A 20,962-nucleotide genomic window follows, 5' to 3' on the forward strand; every position below is an offset into this window, starting at 1 on the left:
CGGCGGACACCTGGTCGGGGGCGTCTCCGACCTCGACGATCTTCACGCCTCCGGTCGCCGGGTCGCGGATCAGGCCCCGTGAGCCGCTGCCGTCGGCTCCGGGGGCGCCGAAGCGGATCGGCTCGCCGTGGACCAGCGGGATGATCGCCTCGTCACGCGTGACCGGCGACTTCACCGCGTCGAACGCACCGTCGTTGAAGATGGGGCAGTTCTGGTAGATCTCGACCAGCGACGTGCCGCGGTGCTCGGCGGCGGCCGTCAGGACGGCGGTGAGGTGCTTGCGGTCCGAGTCGATGGTGCGGGCCACGAACGTCGCCTCGGCGCCGAGCGCGAGGGACACCGGGTTGAACGGGTGGTCGAGCGACCCCATCGGGGTCGACTTGGTGATCTTGCCCTCTTCGGAGGTGGGGGAGTACTGCCCCTTGGTCAGTCCGTAGATCCGGTTGTTGAACAGCAGGATCGTCATGTTGACGTTGCGGCGGAGCGCATGGATCAGGTGGTTCCCCCCGATCGACAGCGCATCGCCGTCACCGGTGACGACCCACACCGAGAGGTCCTCACGCGAGGTCGCGATGCCCGTGGCGATCGACGGGGCGCGTCCGTGGATCGAGTGCATGCCGTAGGTCTCGAGGTAGTACGGGAACCGGGCCGAGCAGCCGATGCCGGACACGAACACGATGTTCTCGCGGCGCAGGCCGAGGTCGGGCAGGAAGCCCTGCACGGCCTTCAGCACGGCGTAGTCGCCGCAGCCCGGGCACCAGCGGACCTCCTGGTCGCTGGTGAAGTCCTTCCCGGTGAGGGGCGCGGCTTCGTCGGTGAGCGTCGGTACGAGCTCGATGCCGCTACGTGCGACGGGCTGGGGCAGATCGGTGGTCATCGCTGGTCTCCTGCGGTGCTCGAGGTGCCCGATGTCCCTGATGCGCCCGCCGTGCCCGAGGTGGTGGCGTCGACCGGGTCACTCAGGTCGACCTCGATCCCCTCGGCGTCGGCGACCAGGTTGCCGATCGCCTCGGCGAGCTCCATGGCCTTCAACGGAAGCCCACGCACGTGGTTGTAGCCCACGGCGTCGACCAGGTAGCGCGCACGGATCAGCATCGCGAGCTGACCCAGGTTCATCTCGGGGATCAGCACCTTGTCGTAGCGCTTCAGGACGTCGCCGAGGTCGCGGGGGAACGGGTTCAGGTGGCGCAGGTGCGCCTGGGCGACGTGGTAACCGGCGTTGCGCACACGGCGTACGGCCGCGCCGATCGGACCGTACGTCGACCCCCAGCCCAGCACGAGCACCTTCGCGCCCTGCCCATCCTCGGCCTCGGGGTCATCGACCCCGAGCGGAGGAAGCGACTCCGCGATGCGCTCCACCTTGGCGGCGCGGGTGCGCACCATGAAGTCGTGGTTGGCCGGGTCGTAGCTGATGTTGCCGTGACCGTCGCTCTTCTCGAGACCGCCGATGCGGTGCTCGAGCCCCGGCGTACCCGGGATGGCCCACGGCCGGGCGAGCGTCTGCTCGTCGCGGAGGTAGGGCCAGAACTCACGCTTGTCGTCGCTCGAGTCCCCGTTGGTGCCGGGGACCACGTGGTTGGGCTCGGTCGCGAACGCCGGGTCGATCTCCGGCAGCTCGGACAGCTCCGGGATGCGCCACGGCTCGGAGCCGTTGGCGAGGTAGCCGTCCGACAGCAGCATCACCGGCGTGCGGTAGGTGATCGCGATGCGCATCGCCTCGAGCGCGGTGTCGAAGCAGTCGCCGGGTGAGCGCGGTGCCACGATCGGAACCGGCGCCTCGCCGTTGCGACCGAACATCGCCTGCAGCAGGTCGGCCTGCTCGGTCTTGGTCGGCAGCCCGGTGGACGGGCCGCCGCGCTGGACGTCGACGACCAGGAGCGGCAGCTCGGTCATCACCGCGAGGCCGATCGACTCGGACTTCAACGCGATGCCCGGTCCGGAGGTCGTGGTGACGCCGAGGCTGCCGGAGAACGACGCGCCGATCGCTGCGCCGATCCCGGCGATCTCGTCCTCTGCCTGGAACGTCGTGACGCCGAACGCCTTGTGCTTGCTGAGCTCGTGCAGGATGTCGGAGGCCGGGGTGATCGGGTAGGACCCGAGGAAGAGCCGGAGTCCCGACTGGACGCTGCCGGCGATGAGCCCGTAGGCGAGCGCGAGGTTGCCGGTGATGTTGCGGTAGGTGCCGGCCGGCATCGGTGCCGGCTTGATCTCGTAGGACACCACGAAGGTCTCGGTCGTCTCGCCGAAGTTCCAGCCCGCGCGGTACGCCGTGACGTTCGCGTCGCGGATGTCGGGGACCTTGGCGAAGCGCTTCTGCAGGAACGCGATGGTCGACTCGGTGGGCCGGCCGTAGAGCCAGGACAACAGCCCCAGCGCGAACATGTTCTTGGCCCGGGCGGCGTCCTTGCGGGACAGGCCGAAGTCCTTCACGGCCTCGACGGTCATGCCGGTCAGGTCGAGCGCGTGGACGGCGTACTCGGACAGGCTCTCGTCCTCGAGCGGGTTCGCGGCGTAACCGGCCTTGCTCAGGTTGCGCGAGGTGAAGTCGTGGGTGTCCACGACGATGGTGGCGCCCTTCGGCAGGTCGCCGAGGTTGGCGCGCAGGGCTGCCGGGTTCATCGCGACGAGGACGTCGGGGGCGTCGCCGGGCGTCAGGATGTCGTGGTCGGCGAAGTGGACCTGGAACGACGAGACGCCGGGCAGTGTGCCCTGCGGAGCGCGGATCTCGGCGGGAAAGTTGGGCAACGTCGAGAGGTCGTTGCCGAACGCCGCGGACTCCTGGGTGAACCGGTCTCCGGTCAGTTGCATGCCGTCGCCCGAGTCGCCAGCGAACCGGATGATCACGCGGTCGAGCCGCTTGACCTGCTTGGACAACCTACCTGCACTTCCTTCTGCCCCCGGGGCACTGCTTGCCCTCGTGAATGACCGGGTGTCCGGTGCTCGGCGCAACTCCTCCACGATAGTCCGGCGCCCGGGCCCAACCGAAACGATCGCGCCGTTTCGGACAGTGAGGCTGCCCACCAACCGCCGTCCGCATCGCGACACGACGGGGAGGCGGTTGCGCCCGTTCCGGCCGCTGCTGCTAAAGTCTAGTGAATAACATGACTTACATGACTCAACGAGTCGAGTCCGAGACGAAAGAGAGAGCAGACATGACCCGACGGATCAGGCTCGCGGCGTTGGTGGCCTCGGCCCTGGCAGCCCCTGCCGCCCTGGCCGCCCTGGCCGGCTGCGCCGCCTCCAACGGAGCCACCGCCGACGCGAACCACCTGAGCATCGTGGGCTTCTCGGTGCTCAAGACGGCCAACGAGCCGGTGATCTCGGCGTTCCGGAAGACCCCGGCCGGCAAGGGCGTCGAGTTCACGACGTCGTACGGCGCGTCCGGGGACCAGTCGCGCGCGGTCGCCGGCGGCCTCCACGCCGACGAGGTCCACCTCTCTCTGACCCCCGACGTGCAGTCGCTGGTCGACGCCGGTCTGGTGGGCAAGAACTGGGATCAGAACGCGACCCACGGCATCCTCACCGACTCGGTCGTGGTGTTCCTGGTCCGCAAGGGCAACCCGCTCGGCATCACGAGCTGGGACGACCTCGTCAAGCCCGGCGTCAAAGTGATCACGCCCAGCCCGGCGTCGTCCGGATCGGCCAAGTGGAACATCCTCGCCGCCTGGGCGCACGCCGCTGACGCCCCGGGCGGCTCTGCCGGCAAGGCGAAGGACTTCGTGACGAAGCTCCTGCACAACACGGTTGCCATGCCTGGCAGCGGCAGCGACGCCCTGGCGTCGTTCCTGGCCGGCAACGGCGACGTCCTCCTCGCCTACGAGAACGACTCGATCGAGGCCCGAGCGGCGGGAGACGCGGTGGACTACGTGGTGCCGCGGGACACCCTGCTGATCGAGAACCCGGCCGCGGTCACAACCGACGCGTCGTCGAAGGCCCGGGACTTCCTGGACTTCCAGCTGAGCCCGGCGGGTCAGGCGCTCTACGCGAAGGCCGGCTTCCGGCCGGTCATCAGTGGCGTGCGGACGAAGGTGCCGGGCACCAACGATCCGAGCAACCCGTTCCCGAAGGTGCCGCACCTGTACACGATCGACCGGGACTTCGTAGGCTGGGACAAGGCCAACAGCGAGTTCTTCGACGACAAGACCGGGGTCATCACCAAGATCCTCTCCGGTCTGAACATCGGCAGCTGACGTGAGCACTGCCGTCCTCGGTCAGGACACCCGGGCGGTCGGGCGCGGCCGTCCGGGTGCCCGATGGACCCTCACCGGCGGGTCGAGCCTCGGCCTCGGGGTCGTGCTGCTCTGGTTCAGCCTGCTGGTCCTGATCCCGCTCGCCGCCATCGTGGCGACGGCCGGTGGCGAGGGGTGGCACGGGTACGTCGACACGCTCACGAACCCGCAGTCCTGGGCAGCCATCAAGCTGACCGTCGGACAGTCGCTCCTCGTCACCGGGGTGAACGTGGTGATGGGCACGCTGATCGCCTGGGTCCTGGTGCGTGACCGGTTCGTGGGCAAGCGCCTGCTCGACCTCGTCATCGACATCCCGTTCGCGATGCCGACGATCGTGGCCGGCCTGGTGCTGCTGAGCCTCTACGGGCCGAGGAGCCCGCTCGGCGTCAACGTCTCGAACACGCAGTCCTCGGTCACCCTGGCCCTGGCGTTCGTGACCCTCCCGTTCGTGGTCAGGACCGTCCAGCCGGTGCTCGCCGAGCTGGACGCGGACGTCGAAGAGGCGGCCGCGTCGCTCGGTGCCTCGCGGACGACGACCCTTCGCCGTGTCGTGCTGCCCGCCGTCATCCCGGCGGTCGCGGCCGGCGCTGCGCTCTCGTTCGCCCGGGCGATCTCGGAGTACGGATCCCTGGTGCTGCTCAGCGGATCGCTGCCGTTCCGCACGGAGGTGGTGTCGGTGCGCGTGCTGAGCTTCATCGAAGGCGGAGATCGCACATCGGCGGCGGCGCTGGCCACGATCATGCTCGGCGTCGCGCTCGCGGTGATCCTCGCGCTCGACGTGCTCCAGCGCCGGGTGGCACGCCGTGGTTGAGCTCCCACGCCCTGCTAGCTGGACGCTCCGGCTGGTCGCCGCGGCGTACGTCTTCTTCCTGGTCGGCTGGCCGGTGATCGCGCTCGCGCAGCGCACCTTCGCCGACGGTCTTGCCGGCATCGACGCCGCGATGTCCGATCCGGACGTCACGCACGCCCTGCTGGTCACGGCGGAGATCTCGCTGTGGGCGGTCGCCATCAACACGGTCTTCGGGGTGGGCATGGCGCTGCTGCTGGTGCGCCACGAGTTCCCCGGCAGGCGACTGCTGTCGGCGCTGGTCGACCTGCCGATGTCGGTCTCCCCGGTGGTCATCGGGCTGGCGTTGCTGCTGGTCTACAACGGTCGCACCGGCTGGTTCGGGCCGACCCTGGAAAGCCACGGCCTGGTCGTGATCTTCAACAGCCCCGGCATGATCATGGCGACCTGCTTCGTCGCCCTGCCCCTCGTCGTACGCGAGGTGGTGCCGGTGCTCGAGGAGATCGGCGACGACCAGGAGCAGGCGGCCCGGAGCCTCGGCGCGAGCGCGCTCCAGACCCTCCGCCGGATCACGCTGCCCGCCGTCAAGTGGGCCGTCGTGTACGGCGTCGTCCTCTCGCTGGCCCGCTCGCTCGGCGAGTTCGGCGCCCTCAAGATCGTCTCGGGAAACCTCACCGGCCAGACCCAGACCGCGCCGCTCGTGGTCGAGCAGAAGTACACCAATTTCGCCCAGAACGAGGCGTACGCCGTGTCCTTCCTGCTCGTCCTGGTCAGCGTCCTCTTCATCCTCGTCGTCTCCCTGCTGCGCCCGAAGGAGTCCACCACCTCATGAGCATCGAGATCAGGAACGTCACCAAGCGTTTCGGCGACTTCGTGGCGCTGGAGGACGTCGACGTCTCCCTGCCCACCGGTCAGCTGACCGCCCTGCTGGGCCCGTCGGGGGGCGGCAAGTCCACGCTGCTGCGGATCATCGCCGGACTGGAGAAGGTCGACTCCGGCACGATCTCCATCGAGGGGGTGGACGCGACCCGGATGTCGCCGCAGAAGCGCAACGTCGGGTTCGTCTTCCAGCACTACGCGGTCTTCAAGCACATGACGGTCGCCGAGAACGTCGCGTTCGGCCTGGAAATTCGGACGCACGGCGGGCTCCGCCCCCCGTGGACCCCTCAACGACGCCGGGATCGGGAGCGGATTCAGGAGCGGGTCGACGAGCTGTTGCGGCTCGTGCACCTGTCGCAGTTCGCGGACCGGTTGCCCTCCCAGCTGTCGGGAGGCCAGCGCCAACGGATGGCACTCGCCCGGGCACTCGCCGTACGACCCAAGGTGCTGCTGCTCGACGAGCCGTTCGGCGCGTTGGACGCGAAGGTCCGCAAGGAGCTGCGCGACTGGCTGCGCCGCCTCCACGACGAGGTGCCGGTGACGACCGTCTTCGTCACCCATGACCAGGAGGAGGCTATGGAGGTAGCCGACGAGATCGTGGTCATCAACGAGGGCCGGATCGAGCAGGTCGGCACGCCGGACACGTTGTACGACGAGCCCGCCAACGAGTTCGTGATGGGCTTCCTCGGTGAGGTGACCCGGCTCGGCGAGGCCCGGCTCCGTCCGCACGACATCGAGCTCACCCGCTCCCCGGAGCTCGCAGGCGGGGTCGCCGCCGACATCCTCCGACTCACCCGCGTGGGCTTCGAGGTGCGCATCGTCGCCGGCACCGAGGACGGCCAGGAAGTCTCCGTCGTCACCACGCGGGCGCACGCCCGCGCCCTCGACCTCGCCGAGGGATCACGCGTCTGGCTCACCCCGTCCTCGGGCGCCGCGGCGGTTCCCGCGATGAAGCCCGTGGTGCGGACCGAGCTGGCGGGTTGAGAGCCGGCCTCACAGCCCCCTGGCGGAGCGAGCCGCAAGGGACGAAGCCCGACGGTGCATGCGAGCGCGGAGGCGGGGCACAAGAGTGGTCATGGCGCTGCGTACGAGCAAGACCTGGTTCGGCGTCGTCCTCGACGCACCGGACGCCCGCGAGCTCGCCCACTTCTACCAGCGACTACTGGGCTGGACGATCTTCAACGAGTCGGACTCGTGGGTGGACCTCGCTCCGTCGGAGGGTGCCGGGTACAACTTCGCCTTCGCGACCGAGAAGAACTACGCCCGGCCGGTGTGGCCGACCGTCGACGGCGAGCCTCAGATGTCGATGCATCTCGACCTCGAGGTCGACGACCTGGACCAGGCCGTCGCGTACGCCGTCGAGGTGGGCGCCGAGCAGGCGGAGTACCAGCCGCAGGAGAACGTCCGAGTGATGCTCGATCCCGCGGGGCACCCGTTCTGCCTGTACACCGACTGAACGACGCCGCTGCCGGTCAGCGGTAGTTGGTGAACTGCACCGCGAACTCGTAGTCCTGCTGCTTCACCAGCGCGATCACGGCCTGGAGGTGGTCGCGCTTCTTGCTGGACACCCGCAGCTCGTCACCCTGGATCTGCGCCTTGACGCCCTTCGGACCCTCGTCGCGGATCAGCTTGGAGATCTTCTTGGCGTCCTCGGAGGTGATCCCCTCCTTGAGCGCGACTGCGATCTTCGAGACCTGTCCCGACTGCCGGGGCTCGGAGGTGTCCAGGATCTTCAGGCTCTGGTTGCGCTTGACCAGCTTCTGCTTGAAGACGTCGAGGACGGCGCTGGCCCGGTCGTCGGCGGAGGCACTGATCTCGATCGCCTGCTCGCCCTGCCACGCGATCGTGGCGCCGGTGCCTTTGAAGTCGAAGCGCGTCGCGATCTCGCGCGCGGTCTGGCCGAGCGCGTTGTCGACCTCCTGCCGGTCGATCTTGCTCACGATGTCGAACGAGCTGTCGGCCATCTGCCTGCCCTCCTGGCGAATTCGGGTCTCCGGTGGTGCCTTGCTATTCTTCCGACCGCCCGCAGCGCCGCCAACCGGTGGGGCGGCAGGCACGGCAGATTGCCCGAGCGGCCAATGGGAGCGGACTGTAAATCCGTCGGTGTATACCTACCCAGGTTCGAATCCTGGATCTGCCACACGTCGGTTGTCCTTGATGGCCGGCGGGCCCAGGGCGGGTTCGTCGGTGTCCTCGCTGTGGTGGGTCGCTCGCAGCCGGCTGCGCCGACCGCGGATCAGCGACTGAGCCTGGAGAACTGTGGCTGAGGGCGGCCGGACCCGAGTGTCGAACATTTGTCGAACATCCTGCATCTTCGTGGCATGCCTGCATCGATCGGTTTTCGCCCGACTCTCTCGGTCGCAACCGTGATCCCCACATCCACCTCGGCAGGCCCGTCCATCCACCGCCCCGAACTCGTGATCGCCGGTCGGACGAGGCGAATGCTGGTCGACCAACTCCGCTCGATCGACGCCGCCTTCGTCGTGGGCGACCCGGTCGACTACCTGACACGAGACCAACTCGCTGAGGTCGAGCTCGCGCTTGCCCATTACCTCGGCGTGCAAGACGCCAAGCCACCCCGCTCCTCATAGAGCCCGCGTCTGATCGCCTCGTCACCACGAGGTGGGTCGAGGAGCGGTCGAGGGCGGAGACGTCCGGGCTTGTCTGGAGCGAACAGGCCATATCGACGTGAGTGCGAGCCCTCCGCGGCGCGCCCACGGGTCGCTCGTCGTCACGTAAGCGCTCAGGTCTGCGCCGACCGCCGGCGGATTGGCGAACGCAGCCCAAGCGATCCGTCAAGGCCATAGGCTGGTGGTGAACAGTGCGGAAGGTGCGCCATGACGTGGGTGTTCGCAATCCCAGTGATGGGTTTCCTCGCGTTCCTTGTGGTCGGGTCCATCAGCGGCCGGGTCAAGCTGCGGTCATGCTGCGGCATCGGCGACCCGCGCTGCGATGCACGTATGCGCGACGCGTTCCTCGACGGAGCGAGCGCCGACAAGCCCTCTCGGCCGATCGAGGGTCGACAGACCGGCTGAGTCCGCATGCGGCGGTATGACGCGCGCTGGATGTTGCGGCGCCGGACAAGCGGATCATCGGTCTGGTGGTCTTGGAGTGCGGATCGCCACGCCCGGGTCGCTGAAGCACGACTCGGCACTCGACGTTGAGCAGTCACCTGGCGGTCACCGGATCCCGGTGTCGCAGGGGATCTCGACTCGGGAGTAGTTGGCAGCGGTGACTCGCGTCTTCATCACCTCGCACGACATGCCGGCGTCTGCTGTGACCACATAGTTCCCCGGTGCCACGGCGACGCGGTAGGTGCCATCGACGTTGGTAGTCGTGCGCGCGACCACCTCCCCGCGGGGCTGGATGACGATGGTGACCGTCGAGCCTGCCGCCGGCTTGTCCGCGCAAGGACGATCCTTTGTTACCACGGGACATTGCGGGCCAAGGTGGACCCGGCCAGCGATCCCTGATTGGTCGCGGGTCGCCTCGGAGTCGCCCTGCTCGCCGCAACTGGCGAGGAACGAAACGGCTACCGCGACGGCCACCACCGCACAAACGCGCACGGGAATGAGACGTCCTGGTCCGGACCGCAGTTCCACCAGCCATGCCCGCGACGGCGACGACACCGATGCGGCACGAGAGACGGTCTATGGGGGTCATGACTCCGCGATATGACCCACGTGACTGTTGGCCTGAGGAGATGCGTCAGGTCCATCGCGGATTTGGCGACTGCGATGGTGTAGCCGAGCCCGAGTCCAGCCGTGCGACCGGTAGTTGGACCGTGGCGCAGAGTCCGCCGGTTGCTTGTGGCGTGAGCGTGAGGATGCCGTCCTGTGCTTGGACGATCCGCTTCACAATGGCGAGTCCGAGGCCGACACCGGCATGCGTGGAATGGATCCGCTGGGTGCCTCGTTGGAACGGCTCAGCGAGGATGGAGACCAGCTGAGCGCTCAGCTTCTCGCCGGTGTTCCGGACCGTGAGGACCGCCCTCGAGGAGCGGACGCCGGTGGTGACGCAGACCGTGCCGTGCTCGGGCAGGTTGTGGACGATCGCGTTGTGAACGAGGTTCGTCGTCAGCTGCAGGAGTAGCGGGTAAGAGCCGCTCGCCGTGGCCGTCTCGCCGGAGGTCTCGAGGATGACGCCGTGCGTCTCCGCCAGCGGCAGGAGCGTCTCGGTTGCCTCCTCGGCCAGCAGGGATAGGTCGACACTCTCCCGGGTGAAGGACTGTTGGTCGACGCGGCTGAGCAGCAGCAACGCCTCCGTGAGATCGATGGCACGGGCGTTGACGAGGCGGAGCCGCTCGACGAGCTCGCCGGCGCCACGGTCCGGGTTCTCGCGGGCCACGTCGAGGAGCGTCTGCGTGATAGCCAGCGGGGTCCGTAGCTCGTGGGAGGCGTTCGCCGCGAACCTCTGCTGCTCCGCCACCTGCGCCTCGACCCGGGCGAGCATGGCATCGAAGCTGTCGGCGAGTTCACGGAACTCGTCTTGCCGGCCCTCCATCGCGATTCGGTGGGACAGCGACCCGCTCGCGGCGATCCGAGTGGCGTCGGTGATCCGGTCGAGCGGGGCGAGCATCCGCCCGGCGAGGATCCACCCCCCGGCGAGACCGAACACCAGCAGGAACGCCATCACGATGGCCGCGGTCGGGGCGAAGTAGTGCACCAGGTCGGCGTGACTGCGCACCATGAAGATCACCCCGGGATGCACACCTCGAGACAGGGAGAAGTAGCCGACGGTGAGCACCACGGCGCCTGCCAGCATGAGGAATCCGGCGTAGCTGAGCGTGAGCTTGAGGCGGACGCTCAGTCCGGGTTCCCTATCCACGGTCGCCTCCTGGGGGCTCGTCGGCGGCCTCGTGGCTGGCGCCCGATCCGGTGTCGATGCGGTAGCCGACGCCGGGCACGGTGCCGATGATCCACGGCTCCCCGAGCCGTTTGCGCAGCGCGGAGACCGTGATGCGTACGGCGTTCGTGAACGGGTCCGCGTTCTCGTCCCACGCCCGCTCGAGCAGCTGTTCGGCGCTGACGACGCCGCCTTCGGCAGCGACGAGAACCTCGAGCACGGCGAACTGCTTCCGAGTGAGGGCGACGTATCGGCCATCGCGGTAGACCTCACGGCGAAAGGGGTCGACCCGTAGACCCGCGATCTCGCGAAGGGGGGGCCGGTGGTGGGCGCGCCTGCGGTCCAACGCCCGGAGCCGGAGCACCAGCTCGCGGAGCTCGAACGGCTTGGTCAGATAGTCGTCGGCGCCGAGCTCGAACCCGGAGGCCTTGTCGTCGAGCCGGTCGGCGGCCGTCAGCATGAGGATCGGCATGCCGCTGCCGGAGGCGACGATGCGTTCGGCGATCTCGTCGCCGGACGGCCCAGGGATGTCGCGGTCGAGCACAGCGAGGTCGTAATCGTTGATGCTCAGCAGTTCCACGGCGGTGTCGCCGTCGCCAGCGATGTCGGCGGCGATCGCTTCAAGGCGCAGGCCGTCGCGGATGCCCTCGGCCATGAGTGGCTCGTCCTCGACGATCAGCACGCGCATGCCCCGATGCTAGAGAAGGGCCGCATGTCGGTGGCGTATCGAAAAGCCCCCGGCACCTCCGGCCGCCCTAGGAAACCGGGAAGTCGAAATAGGTGTCTGGGTAGGGCTCGTCGCGCAGGGTGTAGTGCCACCATTCGCAGTCGTAGGCGCTGAAGCCAGCGTTCTCCATGATCGACCGGAGTTGCTCGCGGTTCCGCGCCTCCTCCCCCCTGATCTCCCGGGCTCCGTGGTGCGAGACCGAGTCCATCAGGTCGTGACCCCCGCCCGTGGCCGCGACGTCGCCGGTGTCGAGCCGGTAGAGGGTCAGGTCGACCGTGCTGCCCCGGCTGTGACCCGACTTGGTGGCGACGTACCCCCGCTCGAACATGTCCGCCCGGTCGATGTTCGGGTAGTGGCGCTGCTTGGTGCGGCCGTCCTCCGGCCGCGTGGACCAGCGGACGAAGGAGTCAACGGCAGTCTGGGGGCGGTAGCCGTCCCAGAGGAGCAGGCCGAAGCCCCGAGCGGCGGCCCCGTCCCGCGCGCTCGCCAGTGCAACGCACAGCGTCTTGGTGCCGGCGATCCGGTTGACGGCGTACCCCTGCACCGGCCGTCCGGTGAAGTTGTCCCAGGTGGCGTATTTGGCGTCCCACCGAATGCCGGGCACCCAGTCGTCGACGAAGACGAAGTCGTCGATCATCGCCGCTTCCCGTGCAGGGTCAGCGACACGAGCCGGTCGATCACGTCCGAGAGTGGCAGCCCGGCTGCGGCCATCATCCGCGGGTAACGGCTGTACGACGTCAGGCCGGGCAGGGTGTTGACCTCGTTCAGCAGCACCTGCCCGTCCTCCTTGAGGAAGAGGTCGACCCGGGCCAGACCCCGGCAGCCGAGCGCACGGTAGATCGTCTTGGCGGTCTCCTGCACGAGCCGGCGCGACTCCTCGGAGATGTCGGCGGGGACGATGAACGTCGAGTTCTCCGAGCCGGTCTCCGGTGAGTCCTCCTGATGGATCCGGAAGAAGCCGTGCGAGAGCGCCACGCGGTCCACCTCGCCGGCGACCAAGCCGAAGCGTTCCCCGAGGATCGCGCAGCCGACCTCGCAGCCGGCGACTGCCTCCTCGACCAGAACCTTCCCGTCGTATCGCCGTGCGGCCTCGATCGCCTCGGGCAGATCCTCCCTGCGCGTCACCTTGCTGACGCCGAAGGACGACCCCGATCGCGCCGGCTTGACGAAGACGGGGTAGCGGAACTTCTCGGCGTCCGCCTTCTCGTTGTGCTGCACGACCCAGTGGATCGGCGTGGTGATCCCGGCGCTGCGGGCCACGGTGTAGGTCAGGGCCTTGTCCATGCAGAGGGCGGAGCTCGGCACGTCGCAGCCGACATAGGGGACGCCGGAGAGCTCCAGCAGTCCCTGCACCGCGCCGTCTTCGCCGAACCTGCCGTGGAGGACGGGGAACACGACGTCCAGGGGCACCGGCTCGTAGCGGCCCTCGTCGAGGACCAGCAGTCCGTGCACGTTCGGATCGGGTGACAGCACGACCGGTCGCCCGCGCTTCTCCCAGCCCGGCTCGGGTTCGTCGCAGAGCTTCCAGGCTCCGTTCTCGGTGATGCCGATGTAGAAGGCTTCGTACGCGTCGGTGTCGAGGTGCCTGGCCACTTCCTGTGCGGACTTGAGGGAGACCGGATGCTCTTCGGACCTGCCGCCGAACAGGATCCCGATCCTCGGTCTGGTCATGCTGTGCTCCTCGTCTCGAAGCGCAGGCAGCCGGCGACGGAGTTCCTGACGGCGTCCCTGAGCGCGTGGTCGGTGTAGAAGGCTGTGTGCGGACTGATCACGACGTTCGGCAGCGGTTCCAGCCGGAGCAGCAGCGTGTGCTCGAGAAGCGCGGCCCGGCGGTCGGCGTAGAAGATGCCGTCCTCGCCCTCCAAGACGTCAAGCGCCGCACCACCGAGCTGTCCGCGCTCCAAGGCCTGGACCAGGGCTTCGGTGTCGAGCAGGGCGCCTCGTCCCGTGTTGACGACGATCGCGCCGGGCTTGAGCCGGTCGATGCGCTCACGATTCAGCAGGTGGTGTGTCGCCGCAGTGAGCGGTGTGTGGAGCGTGACGATGTCGCTGCGCCGCACGAGCTCGTCGAGCGAGACGTAGGGAGCACTCGTCGCCGGACACGTGTCATGCCCGAGGATCCGGCACCCGAAGCCCCGAAGCCGGTCGATCACCGCGGAGCCGATCCGTCCGGTTCCGACCACTCCCACGGTGAGGTCGCGCAGCTCCCGTCCGCGCACGCCGTACAGCCGGAAGTCGTGCACACTCACCCGGCTCACAACGGACTTCGCGTGCCGCAGCGACATCAGAATCAGCATCATCGTGTAGTCCGCGACGCTGTCCGGCGAGTACTCGACGGCCTCGACCGAGATCCCAACGCTGTGCGCGTAGTCCACGTCAATGTGGTTCAGCCCGATGCTCCTCGTCGAGACGTACGCCACGCCCGCCCGGCTGAGCTGCAGCAGAGTCGGGTTCGACACCCGGGTCTTGTGATCGACGCTGATGCACCGGTTGCCCCGCGCGAGGTCGACGGTGCTCGCCGACACCGGAGCCTCGGTGACGGTGATCGGCCCTAAGAAGCACTCGGCCGCCTCGCGGAACAAGGCCGCCTCGGCCACATCGCACCCGTACGCCGTGATCCCAGCCTGCAGGACCGTCTTCGGCGACACGACGAACGGTGGCTGGACGCGGCGGGCCACCGTTCGTCCCGACTCCTGCTTCGTCACCGCTCCAGTCAAAGCGAGCTCGCGTTGCGAGCACGTATCCGGATTCGGATACGCCGACGATAGGCGTCGCCCGAGCCTCGTCGACGAGTCACCAGATAGCGCGACGACGTCTCCGAGACCGGATGCCGATCTCCACGGGCATGAACACGATGGTCCGGAGCGTGGAGTAGTGGTCGATTGGGTGGACCACATCGGCCGCGGGCTTGCCGACCGCGTATCCCAGGCCGACGATCGGGCCAACCCACAGCAGGGTGCCGACGACGGCCAGGGCGGGACTTGGGACGCCCGCGCCGTCAGCCGGCGGAAGGACGCGCCACGCGCGGGTACATGGAGCGGGACGTTGCCCGGGCAGAGTGATTCGCCGGGCCGACCTCACGAACGCCAGGGATCACCCTCTGCGCGAACGTACTTGCGCCAGACGTAGCGCCACGGGATGACGGCCAGGATCACGACGACGAGAGAGTTCCTGGTCAGCATCTGAGTGGTGGCGGCATCGAGACCACCACCCAAGGCTCTGGGGAGGGCCACGAGTCCAAGCCAAAGGAGTTTCCAGGCGGACTCGAACAACAGCACCGGCAACAGCTTGATCGGGTACCGCAAGCCGAGGAACGCCAAGAGCGACATGGCGGTCAGCATGCAGAGGGTGACTCCCTCGTAGATGGGCATGCTGGATGCGTCGGCGATGAGTGGCCACTTCACGATGGCGAGCCCGAGGCCCATGAAGAGGTAACCGGCGCGCAAGGCGCACAAGCGCGCGAGGGAGAGTTCTTGCCTGCGTGGCGGCGAGGTGACGTGGGGTTCGGTGATGGTCATGGTGTCTCCTGTTCGAGAAGGTGATGGGTTCGCACGCAGGCGTCTGGCGGGACGGGTCGGCCTAGTGCGCCGGGGCGCTCGCCCGTGTGCTGGGGAGGCCTGGGTGTGCGTCGATTTCGCGGGCGGCTGTGGTCACGTCTGCGAGGAGTCCCCAGCCGAGCCACATGAGTGCCAGCCCGACCGGAATCGCGATTTTGGGCTGGGCCGCGGCTGGCAGGACCGATGCCAGAGGCGCGGCCAGCGTTCCGAACCCGAGCAGCAGTCCGGCACCGCGTGAGGGGACGCCGCTGCGGAAGACGGCCACTCCGAAGATGAGGCCACCCAGCATGTACATCGGCGCGGTGATGGTCCACAGCAAGGGCAGGGCACCGAGGTCGGTGTTGCTGTGGGTGCCGTCGAACATGGACATCCAGCCGTCGACGAATCCGGGTGAGGTGCCGGCGACGTGGGGAAGGACGAACGCCTCGACGAAGCTGAAACCGAGGATGAGGGCAAACCACAAGCTCAGCAACGCGTAGCCGACCCCGGTGAGCCATCCGGCGCCGCGGCTGAGCTGTCGGGCGTACACCCCGGTGATGCCCGCGAACCCGCTGACGGCCATGAGGCATGCGAGGTAGTGGACGACTTCCCAGCGGGTCGTGATCACTGAAGAACTGACGTTCGGGGGGTGGAGGACTCCGACGAGGACGTAGCTGAGGCCTGCGATGGCTGCGGCCACGGCTGCTATGCGGAGTGCGCTGGTCGAATGGGTCTTCATGACTGCTCCTGTGAACTGTTCAGAGCGCTGGTGGCCGGGACTGAACGTGGTGGTGGTCGAGTGGACCCTTGTTGTGCCGAGAAGCTAGGAGCCGATGTGGTGACCCGACGTCACCAGGTGTGATGACTGCGGTGGTGAAAGGTCGCTGGGGTGGATGCCCCCACGCCCGGGGGACTGGGGGCATCCGTGTCGTGGCCGGCGAGGCCGACCCCGACGTTTCGCCTGAGACTCGGTGGCGCGCGGGGGTCGCGCTGAGCGTCCCGCGGAAGTTCATGGCCGGTCAGGAGGCCGTGCGGATCGGGAGATGAGCGCGCAGTCGGTGCAGGCGTGGCATGAGGCCATAGATGACGATGGGGACCGCGATGGTCGCCAGGACGAAGGTCCTCAGGACGGGTCCCATCTGCGTCAGCCACGGCTTCAGGGCGAGGTTGAGGATGGTCAGGGTTGGGAAGACGGCGACCCAGATCATGAGGGCGAGTTGGTGCTTGCTGGGCGGGCCGACTTGGCGGGATGAGCCGTTACCGCTCGAGGTCTGTGGGGTTCCGGACATGGTGAAGCTCCTAATGGGTGTGGTGTGTTGCTGGTACCGGTGGTGGGTCTCGGGGTCTAGGCGTGCAGTCCGAGCCTGTAGCGGATGACCGCGTGCTCGGCGTCCTCTTCGGTGAGGTCGTTGTTGATGGCGATGGCCGCAGACGACCCTTCCCCGGCGGCGGTGATGACCTGGGCTCTGGGGTTGGTGGCGTTCCCGGCTGCCCAGACGCCGGCCACACTGGTCTCCCCGGTCTGGTCTACGGTGACCCAGCCGTTGTCGTGGACCGCGCAGCCGAGGTCGGTGAGCAGAGCGCCGTTGGGGGCGAGGTCGGGTCGGACGAAGACGGCGGACCTGGGGACAACGTGCCCATTCGCTAGCTCGACGCCGATGAGGTGGTCGCCTTCGACGACTAGACGGGCGACGTCGTCGTCGACGATGCCGATGGCTGCGGCGATGAGTTTCTCGCGCTGCTCGGCGGCGAGGGTGGCGCCGTCGGCGAAGAGGACGACGTCCTCGGACCATTGCCGGATGAGCAGCGCGTGGGTGAGGGACTCGGGCGAGCCGCCGAGGACGCCGAGCGGCTGGTCCCGGACCTCGTAGCCGTGGCAGTGCGGGCAGTGAAGGAGGTCTATGCCCCAGCGTTCGCGGACGCCGGGGATGTCGGGAACTTCGTCGTGGAGCCACGGTGGTGACCAGGACGCGCCGGGTGGTCAGGGAAGTTCCCTCCTCGAGGAGTACATGGAACGCGGGCGAACCGTCAGCGCCGTTGCTGCTGGTGATAGTGGTGACGGTGCCGGTGAGGAGGTGGCCGCCGTAGCCGGCTACTTCCTTGCGACCGGCGGCGAGGAGCTCGCTGGGTGGGAGACCGTCGGAGCCGAGGAAGCCTTGCATGTGGGCGGCCGGGGCGTTGCGGGGGTGGCCGGCGTCGACGACGACGACACGTCTGCGGGCTCGAGTCAGGACGAGCGCGGCAGACAGTCCGGCCGCACCGCCGCCGACGACCACCACGTCCGAGTCGACGAAGTGCGCGTTGTCCTCGGTGGTTCCCGCTATCTCGTGCGGGATGCTGGTGCTGTTCTCGTTCATGGCGACGAGGGTCCACGCCGCGAGAGCGGGCGACAACGAATGTTGCCGTTCCTGGGAAAAGGCACCCAAGATGACTCCATGGGAGCGGGGGTCAAGCCGCCGGGCGGACGACCGGGGGCGGGTTCGGCCATCGCCACGGCCTTGGACGCGGTAGCGCCGCGGCTCCGCAAAGTGCGCGAGCAACGAGGCGTGACGCTTACAGAGGTCGCGGAGCGGACCGGCATCTCCAAGAGCACGCTGTCGCGGCTGGAGAACGGCCAGCGGAAACCGAGCCTGGAGCTGCTTCTCCCGTTGGCTGACCTGTACCGGGTTCCGCTCGACGAACTCGTCGGCGCCCCCGAGTCGGGCGACCCGCGCATTCGCTTGAAGCCACGTCGCGTCCACGGCCGAACGGTTCTTCCACTGACTCGGCATCCCGGAGGCGTGCAGGCGTGGAAGATCGTCATCCCGGCCATCCAGTCGACCCCGGAGCCTCGCGCCCATGACGGGTACGAGTGGCTGTACGTACTGACCGGCCGGATGCGTCTCGTCCTCGGCCATCAGGACCTGGTGTTGGAGGCCGGTGAGGCCGCCGACTTCGACACCCAGCTGCCGCACTGGTTCGGCAGTACCGGCGAAGGGCCGGCCGAGGTGCTGAGCATCTTCGGCCGCCCCGGTGAGCAGATGCATGTACGTGCGTCCACACGCGGCCGGGACGACGAGCGCGTTCTCGGGCACGAGGACGGGTCATGACGTCGACGCCGCTGGTCGAGACGAAGTTCTACGCCCCTCCACCACGCGAAGGTGCCGTGCTGCGACCGCGCCTCTACGAGCATCTGTCCGGCGCGGGCCGCCTGACCTTGGTGTCGGCGCCGGCCGGGTTCGGGAAGACCACCCTCGTTGGCTCGTGGGTTGCTTCCCTGGCTGCCGCCACGGGTGCGCGAGTCGCGTGGGTGGCTCTCGATGCCGGGGACGTAGAGCCGGAGGTGTTCTGGACCTACGTGCTGGCTGCCCTCGAACGGGCGGCGCCCGGCACCGGGTCAGCCGGCCTGGCAGGCTTGGGTGCCGGTCAGCCTGTCGAGGCCGCGTTGACGGCGGTCCTCAACGAGCTGAGCGTCATGCCTGACGACGTCGTTGTGGTGCTCGACGACTACCACCTCGCCGATGGGCCGGCGGTCCGGCCGGGCCTGGTCTTCCTGCTCGAGCGGTTACCGCCGCAGGTCAGGTTGATGATCAGCACACGCGCCGACCCGACCCTCCCGTTGGCGCGGCTGAGAGCACGCGGTCAGCTCGTCGAGGTGCGCGCCAGCGACCTGCGGTTCACCGACGCCGAGGTCTCGGAGTTCCTGACCGCAGCCACCGGACGGTCGTTCAACCCGGACGACGTTCAGGCGCTGACCCATCGCACCGAAGGCTGGGTCGCCTCGCTCCAACTGGCTGCCCTGTCGCTGCGCGGCCGCGACGACCCGTCGACGTTCATCTCCGGCTTCACCGGGGACGACCGGTACGTCGTTGACTACCTCGTGGAGGAGGTGCTCGGCCAGGAGCCCGACGAGGTGCGCGACTTCCTGCTCGAAACCGCAGTCCTCGACCGCCTTAACGGCGCCCTGTGTGACGCCGTCACCGACGCCGTGCCCGAAGGCACGAGTGGGGCCACGATGCTGGAGTCGTTGGAGCGTCGCAACCTGTTCGTCGTCCCGCTGGACGACCAGCGACGCTGGTATCGCTACCACCACTTGTTTGCTGACGTCCTCCGAGCCCGTTTGTTGTCGGAACGCCCCGCAGACATCGCCGAGCTGCATCGCCGCGCCAGCGAGTGGTACGCCGGAGCGGGCCAGCCCGAGGATGCGGTGCGGCACGCCATCACCGCCGGCGACATGAACCGCGCCGCTGACCTGGTCGAGCAGGCGCTTCCGGAGCTGCGGCGACTTCGCCGGGAAAGCGTGCTGCGAGGGTGGGCCACGCAGCTACCAGACGAGGTCATCCGCGACCGCCCGGTGCTCGCAGTCGGCCTGGTCGGGGGGCTGATGGCCAGCAACGACTTCGCCGACGTGGACCGCCGCCTGGGCGAGGTCGAAGAGATGCTGACCCGACCCGCCGCCGAGCTGGTCGTACTCGATCCCAGCGAGCTAGAACGGCTCCCCGGCGCGGTCGAGACTTTCCGCGCCGGGCTCGAGCTCGTGGCGGGCGACCTGGCCGGCGCCATCAGGCACGCACGCAACGCCACGGCCAAGGCCCCGGAGACAGACCACCTGACCCGAGCGGCCGCAGCTGGGCTGTCAGGTTTGGCCAACTGGGCGATGGGTGACATCGCGGCAGCTCACGCCGCCTACACCGAGTGCGCCGACGGGCTGACCCGCGCAGGACACATCGCCGACGTTCTCGGCTGTTCGCTCACCCTGGCCGACATGGAGCTGGCCCTCGGCCGTCTTCGAGACGCCGAGAACACGCTCGAACGCGCACTCGGCCTTGCCGGCGAGTACGAGCCTGTTCAGACCACCCAGTCCACCCAGCCTGCCGCCGCTGGTCCCGCCAGCCTGGCCGGCGTCGAAGCCCGTCCGGTGCTGCGAGGGAGCGCCGACATCATGGTCGGACTCAGCCGCGCAGCCTGGCACCGCAACGACCTCAGTCAGGCTGCTGAGTACCTACGCCGCGCCGATGCGGTCGGCGAGGCAGCAGGGCTGCCGCAGCACCCGTACCGGTGGCGCGTCGCCTTGGCGCGCCTCCGCGCTGCGGAGGGTGACTACGGCACCGCAGTGGAATTGCTGGACGAAGCCGAACGGGTCTACGTCGGTGACTTCTCGCCCCAGGTGCACCCCATCCACGCCACCCGTGCCCGGGTGCTTCTCGCGTGTGGCGATGTCGACGCCGCCGCCGAGTGGGCACGCCGCCACGGCCTCGCCGCCGACGACGACCTGTCCTACCTGCGCGAGTACGAGCACCTGACCCTGGCGCGTGTCCTCCTGGCCGAGCATGCCGCTTCGGGGACGCCAGCCCCGCTCGAGGCAAGCCTCGGACTGCTCGAACGACTGCGGGAGGCCGCCGCGGCCGGCGGTAGGTTCGGGACGGTCATCGAGGTCGAGACGCTGCTGGCCCGAGCCCACGCAGCAGCGGGTGCCGAAAGGGCCGCCATCGCCGCCCTCGAGCGTGCCATCGACCTGGCCCAACCAGACGGATGGGTGAGGTACTTCGTGGACGCGGGGCCGGCCGTCGTCCCAGCCCTAGATGCGGTTGCGGGCAGCCGCCCGGGGTCTCGGTTCGTCGAACGCGTCCTGACTGCACTCGAGACCGACGATGACGGTGCCAGAGGGCTCGACCTGCCCGCAGACCCGACCGATGGGAGGTCGGTGAGGGCCGGCAGGGCTGTGGCCGCGGTCGCCGGAGAAGGGCTGATCGACCCGCTCAGCGACCGCGAGCTCGACGTGCTCCGCCTCCTCGCCTCAGATCTCGACGGTCCCGCCATCGCCCGTCAGCTGGTCGTGTCGTTGAACACAGTGCGGACCCACACCCGGCACATCTACACCAAGCTCGACGTCAACAACCGACGTTCGGCGGTCAGCCGCGGACACCAGCTCGGCCTGCTCAACCGATTCGCCAGCTGAACCGATTCCGCCGCTTCCGAG

22 protein-coding genes, 1 tRNA gene and 1 pseudogene are annotated in these 20,962 nt (G+C 68.5%); 10 read left to right on the forward strand and 14 right to left on the reverse strand.

All coding sequences use genetic code 11. The features are described from left to right. Together VGK78_RS00995 and VGK78_RS01000 are read right to left on the reverse strand one after the other, a co-directional pair. The coding region (locus VGK78_RS00995; RefSeq protein ID WP_331525383.1) for a 2-oxoacid:ferredoxin oxidoreductase subunit beta at positions 1–877 on the reverse strand (877 nt) is incomplete at its 3' end. Next, positions 874–2,958 (reverse strand): 2-oxoacid:acceptor oxidoreductase subunit alpha, encoded by a 2,085-nt coding sequence (locus VGK78_RS01000; protein ID WP_414690612.1) that lies wholly within the window; start codon positions 2,956–2,958, stop codon positions 874–876. The genes VGK78_RS00995 and VGK78_RS01000, both read right to left, overlap by 4 nt. 194 nt (positions 2,959–3,152) lie before the next feature. Between VGK78_RS01000 and VGK78_RS01005 the strand changes: the two genes are divergently transcribed. The 5 genes from VGK78_RS01005 to VGK78_RS01025 all read left to right on the forward strand — a co-directional run bounded on the left by VGK78_RS01005 (position 3,153) and on the right by VGK78_RS01025 (position 7,351). Continuing rightward, positions 3,153–4,190 (forward strand): sulfate ABC transporter substrate-binding protein, encoded by a 1,038-nt coding sequence (locus tag VGK78_RS01005; RefSeq protein WP_331525385.1) that lies wholly within the window; start codon positions 3,153–3,155, stop codon positions 4,188–4,190. Between the two features lies 1 nt (position 4,191). Beyond that, positions 4,192–5,040 (forward strand): sulfate ABC transporter permease subunit CysT, encoded by an 849-nt coding sequence (cysT, locus tag VGK78_RS01010; protein WP_331525386.1) that lies wholly within the window; start codon positions 4,192–4,194, stop codon positions 5,038–5,040. Next, positions 5,033–5,848 (forward strand): sulfate ABC transporter permease, encoded by an 816-nt coding sequence (locus VGK78_RS01015; protein ID WP_331525387.1) that lies wholly within the window; start codon positions 5,033–5,035, stop codon positions 5,846–5,848. The genes cysT and VGK78_RS01015 overlap by 8 nt, the downstream gene beginning before the upstream one ends. Beyond that, positions 5,845–6,879: a sulfate ABC transporter ATP-binding protein gene (locus VGK78_RS01020; RefSeq protein WP_331525388.1), complete on the forward strand. Its 1,035-nt coding sequence runs from the start codon at positions 5,845–5,847 to the stop codon at positions 6,877–6,879. The genes VGK78_RS01015 and VGK78_RS01020 overlap by 4 nt, the downstream gene beginning before the upstream one ends. A gap of 91 nt (positions 6,880–6,970) precedes the next feature. After that, the gene (locus VGK78_RS01025; RefSeq protein ID WP_331525389.1) at positions 6,971–7,351 is read left to right on the forward strand and encodes a VOC family protein; all 381 of its coding nucleotides are present in this window, start codon (positions 6,971–6,973) and stop codon (positions 7,349–7,351) included. 16 nt (positions 7,352–7,367) lie between these two features. On the opposite strand, the gene VGK78_RS01030 is transcribed toward VGK78_RS01025, so the two are convergent. Next, entirely contained in the window at positions 7,368–7,859 is a 492-nt protein-coding gene (locus VGK78_RS01030; protein WP_331525390.1) for a YajQ family cyclic di-GMP-binding protein, read from the reverse strand. A gap of 93 nt (positions 7,860–7,952) precedes the next feature. Here VGK78_RS01030 and VGK78_RS01035 point away from each other — a divergent pair. The 3 genes from VGK78_RS01035 to VGK78_RS01045 all read left to right on the forward strand — a co-directional run bounded on the left by VGK78_RS01035 (position 7,953) and on the right by VGK78_RS01045 (position 8,930). Next, positions 7,953–8,035 (forward strand) — tRNA-Tyr (locus VGK78_RS01035). Between the two features lie 181 nt (positions 8,036–8,216). Continuing rightward, the gene (locus tag VGK78_RS01040) at positions 8,217–8,486 is read left to right on the forward strand and encodes a hypothetical protein (RefSeq protein ID WP_331525391.1); all 270 of its coding nucleotides are present in this window, start codon (positions 8,217–8,219) and stop codon (positions 8,484–8,486) included. A gap of 246 nt (positions 8,487–8,732) precedes the next feature. Then, complete coding sequence (locus VGK78_RS01045; protein ID WP_331525392.1) at positions 8,733–8,930, forward strand: hypothetical protein; 198 nt, start codon at positions 8,733–8,735, stop codon at positions 8,928–8,930. A gap of 144 nt (positions 8,931–9,074) precedes the next feature. Here the strand turns inward: VGK78_RS01045 and VGK78_RS01050 are convergent, their stop codons facing one another. The 11 genes and pseudogenes from VGK78_RS01050 to VGK78_RS20290 form a co-directional block, all read right to left on the reverse strand. Continuing rightward, entirely contained in the window at positions 9,075–9,497 is a 423-nt protein-coding gene (locus tag VGK78_RS01050) for a carboxypeptidase-like regulatory domain-containing protein (protein ID WP_331525393.1), read from the reverse strand. 106 nt (positions 9,498–9,603) lie between these two features. Beyond that, entirely contained in the window at positions 9,604–10,722 is a 1,119-nt protein-coding gene (locus VGK78_RS01055) for a HAMP domain-containing sensor histidine kinase (RefSeq protein ID WP_331525394.1), read from the reverse strand. Then, positions 10,715–11,428, reverse strand: a complete 714-nt coding sequence (locus VGK78_RS01060; protein ID WP_331525395.1) for a response regulator transcription factor — start codon at positions 11,426–11,428, stop codon at positions 10,715–10,717. Before VGK78_RS01060 ends, VGK78_RS01055 begins: the two co-directional genes overlap by 8 nt. A 67-nt stretch (positions 11,429–11,495) precedes the next feature. Next, a complete protein-coding gene (gene vanX / locus VGK78_RS01065; RefSeq protein WP_331525396.1) occupies positions 11,496–12,104 on the reverse strand; it encodes a D-Ala-D-Ala dipeptidase VanX in 609 nt (202 codons plus the stop codon). Continuing rightward, positions 12,101–13,138: a D-alanine--(R)-lactate ligase gene (vanA, locus tag VGK78_RS01070; RefSeq protein WP_331525397.1), complete on the reverse strand. Its 1,038-nt coding sequence runs from the start codon at positions 13,136–13,138 to the stop codon at positions 12,101–12,103. The genes vanX and vanA overlap by 4 nt, the downstream gene beginning before the upstream one ends. Further along, a complete protein-coding gene (locus VGK78_RS01075) occupies positions 13,135–14,145 on the reverse strand; it encodes an NAD(P)-dependent oxidoreductase (protein ID WP_414690613.1) in 1,011 nt (336 codons plus the stop codon). The genes vanA and VGK78_RS01075 overlap by 4 nt, the downstream gene beginning before the upstream one ends. 399 nt (positions 14,146–14,544) lie before the next feature. Then, complete coding sequence (locus VGK78_RS01080) at positions 14,545–14,985, reverse strand: hypothetical protein (RefSeq protein ID WP_331525398.1); 441 nt, start codon at positions 14,983–14,985, stop codon at positions 14,545–14,547. A gap of 61 nt (positions 14,986–15,046) precedes the next feature. Next, positions 15,047–15,742, reverse strand: coding sequence for a hypothetical protein (locus tag VGK78_RS01085; RefSeq protein ID WP_331525399.1), 696 nt, complete (start codon positions 15,740–15,742; stop codon positions 15,047–15,049). Positions 15,743–16,022: 280 nt separating this feature from the next. After that, positions 16,023–16,211: a hypothetical protein gene (locus VGK78_RS01090; protein WP_331525400.1), complete on the reverse strand. Its 189-nt coding sequence runs from the start codon at positions 16,209–16,211 to the stop codon at positions 16,023–16,025. 137 nt (positions 16,212–16,348) lie between these two features. Further along, positions 16,349–16,933, reverse strand: a complete 585-nt coding sequence (locus tag VGK78_RS01095; protein ID WP_331525460.1) for an NAD(P)/FAD-dependent oxidoreductase — start codon at positions 16,931–16,933, stop codon at positions 16,349–16,351. Positions 16,934–17,225: 292 nt separating this feature from the next. Next, a pseudogene (locus tag VGK78_RS20290) lies at positions 17,226–17,360 on the reverse strand (hypothetical protein); the annotation flags it as partial. 78 nt (positions 17,361–17,438) lie between these two features. Here VGK78_RS20290 and VGK78_RS20295 point away from each other — a divergent pair. Beyond that, positions 17,439–18,092, forward strand: coding sequence for a helix-turn-helix domain-containing protein (locus VGK78_RS20295; protein WP_414690614.1), 654 nt, complete (start codon positions 17,439–17,441; stop codon positions 18,090–18,092). Then, a complete protein-coding gene (locus VGK78_RS01105) occupies positions 18,089–20,941 on the forward strand; it encodes a LuxR C-terminal-related transcriptional regulator (protein WP_331525402.1) in 2,853 nt (950 codons plus the stop codon). The genes VGK78_RS20295 and VGK78_RS01105 overlap by 4 nt, the downstream gene beginning before the upstream one ends. Positions 20,942–20,962 lie beyond the last annotated feature (21 nt).

The organism is Nocardioides sp. (genome assembly GCF_036503465.1).
Lineage (GTDB): Bacteria > Actinomycetota > Actinomycetes > Propionibacteriales > Nocardioidaceae > Nocardioides.

What these genes read in the sequence shown, in the direction of transcription:
- VGK78_RS01045 (WP_331525392.1), top strand. Translation starts at nt 8,733, where the DNA reads ATGACGTGGGTGTTCGCAATCCCAGTGATGGGTTTCCTCGCGTTCCTT.
- VGK78_RS20295 (WP_414690614.1), top strand. Translation starts at nt 17,439, where the DNA reads ATGGGAGCGGGGGTCAAGCCGCCGGGCGGACGACCGGGGGCGGGTTCG.
- vanX (WP_331525396.1), bottom strand. Translation starts at nt 12,104, where the DNA reads ATGATCGACGACTTCGTCTTCGTCGACGACTGGGTGCCCGGCATTCGG.
- VGK78_RS01090 (WP_331525400.1), bottom strand. Translation starts at nt 16,211, where the DNA reads ATGATCTGGGTCGCCGTCTTCCCAACCCTGACCATCCTCAACCTCGCC.
- VGK78_RS01025 (WP_331525389.1), top strand. Translation starts at nt 6,971, where the DNA reads ATGGCGCTGCGTACGAGCAAGACCTGGTTCGGCGTCGTCCTCGACGCA.
- VGK78_RS01030 (WP_331525390.1), bottom strand. Translation starts at nt 7,859, where the DNA reads ATGGCCGACAGCTCGTTCGACATCGTGAGCAAGATCGACCGGCAGGAG.
- VGK78_RS01080 (WP_331525398.1), bottom strand. Translation starts at nt 14,985, where the DNA reads ATGACCATCACCGAACCCCACGTCACCTCGCCGCCACGCAGGCAAGAA.
- VGK78_RS01040 (WP_331525391.1), top strand. Translation starts at nt 8,217, where the DNA reads ATGCCTGCATCGATCGGTTTTCGCCCGACTCTCTCGGTCGCAACCGTG.
- VGK78_RS01085 (WP_331525399.1), bottom strand. Translation starts at nt 15,742, where the DNA reads ATGAAGACCCATTCGACCAGCGCACTCCGCATAGCAGCCGTGGCCGCA.
- VGK78_RS01005 (WP_331525385.1), top strand. Translation starts at nt 3,153, where the DNA reads ATGACCCGACGGATCAGGCTCGCGGCGTTGGTGGCCTCGGCCCTGGCA.
- VGK78_RS01105 (WP_331525402.1), top strand. Translation starts at nt 18,089, where the DNA reads ATGACGTCGACGCCGCTGGTCGAGACGAAGTTCTACGCCCCTCCACCA.
- VGK78_RS01020 (WP_331525388.1), top strand. Translation starts at nt 5,845, where the DNA reads ATGAGCATCGAGATCAGGAACGTCACCAAGCGTTTCGGCGACTTCGTG.
- vanA (WP_331525397.1), bottom strand. Translation starts at nt 13,138, where the DNA reads ATGACCAGACCGAGGATCGGGATCCTGTTCGGCGGCAGGTCCGAAGAG.
- VGK78_RS01060 (WP_331525395.1), bottom strand. Translation starts at nt 11,428, where the DNA reads ATGCGCGTGCTGATCGTCGAGGACGAGCCACTCATGGCCGAGGGCATC.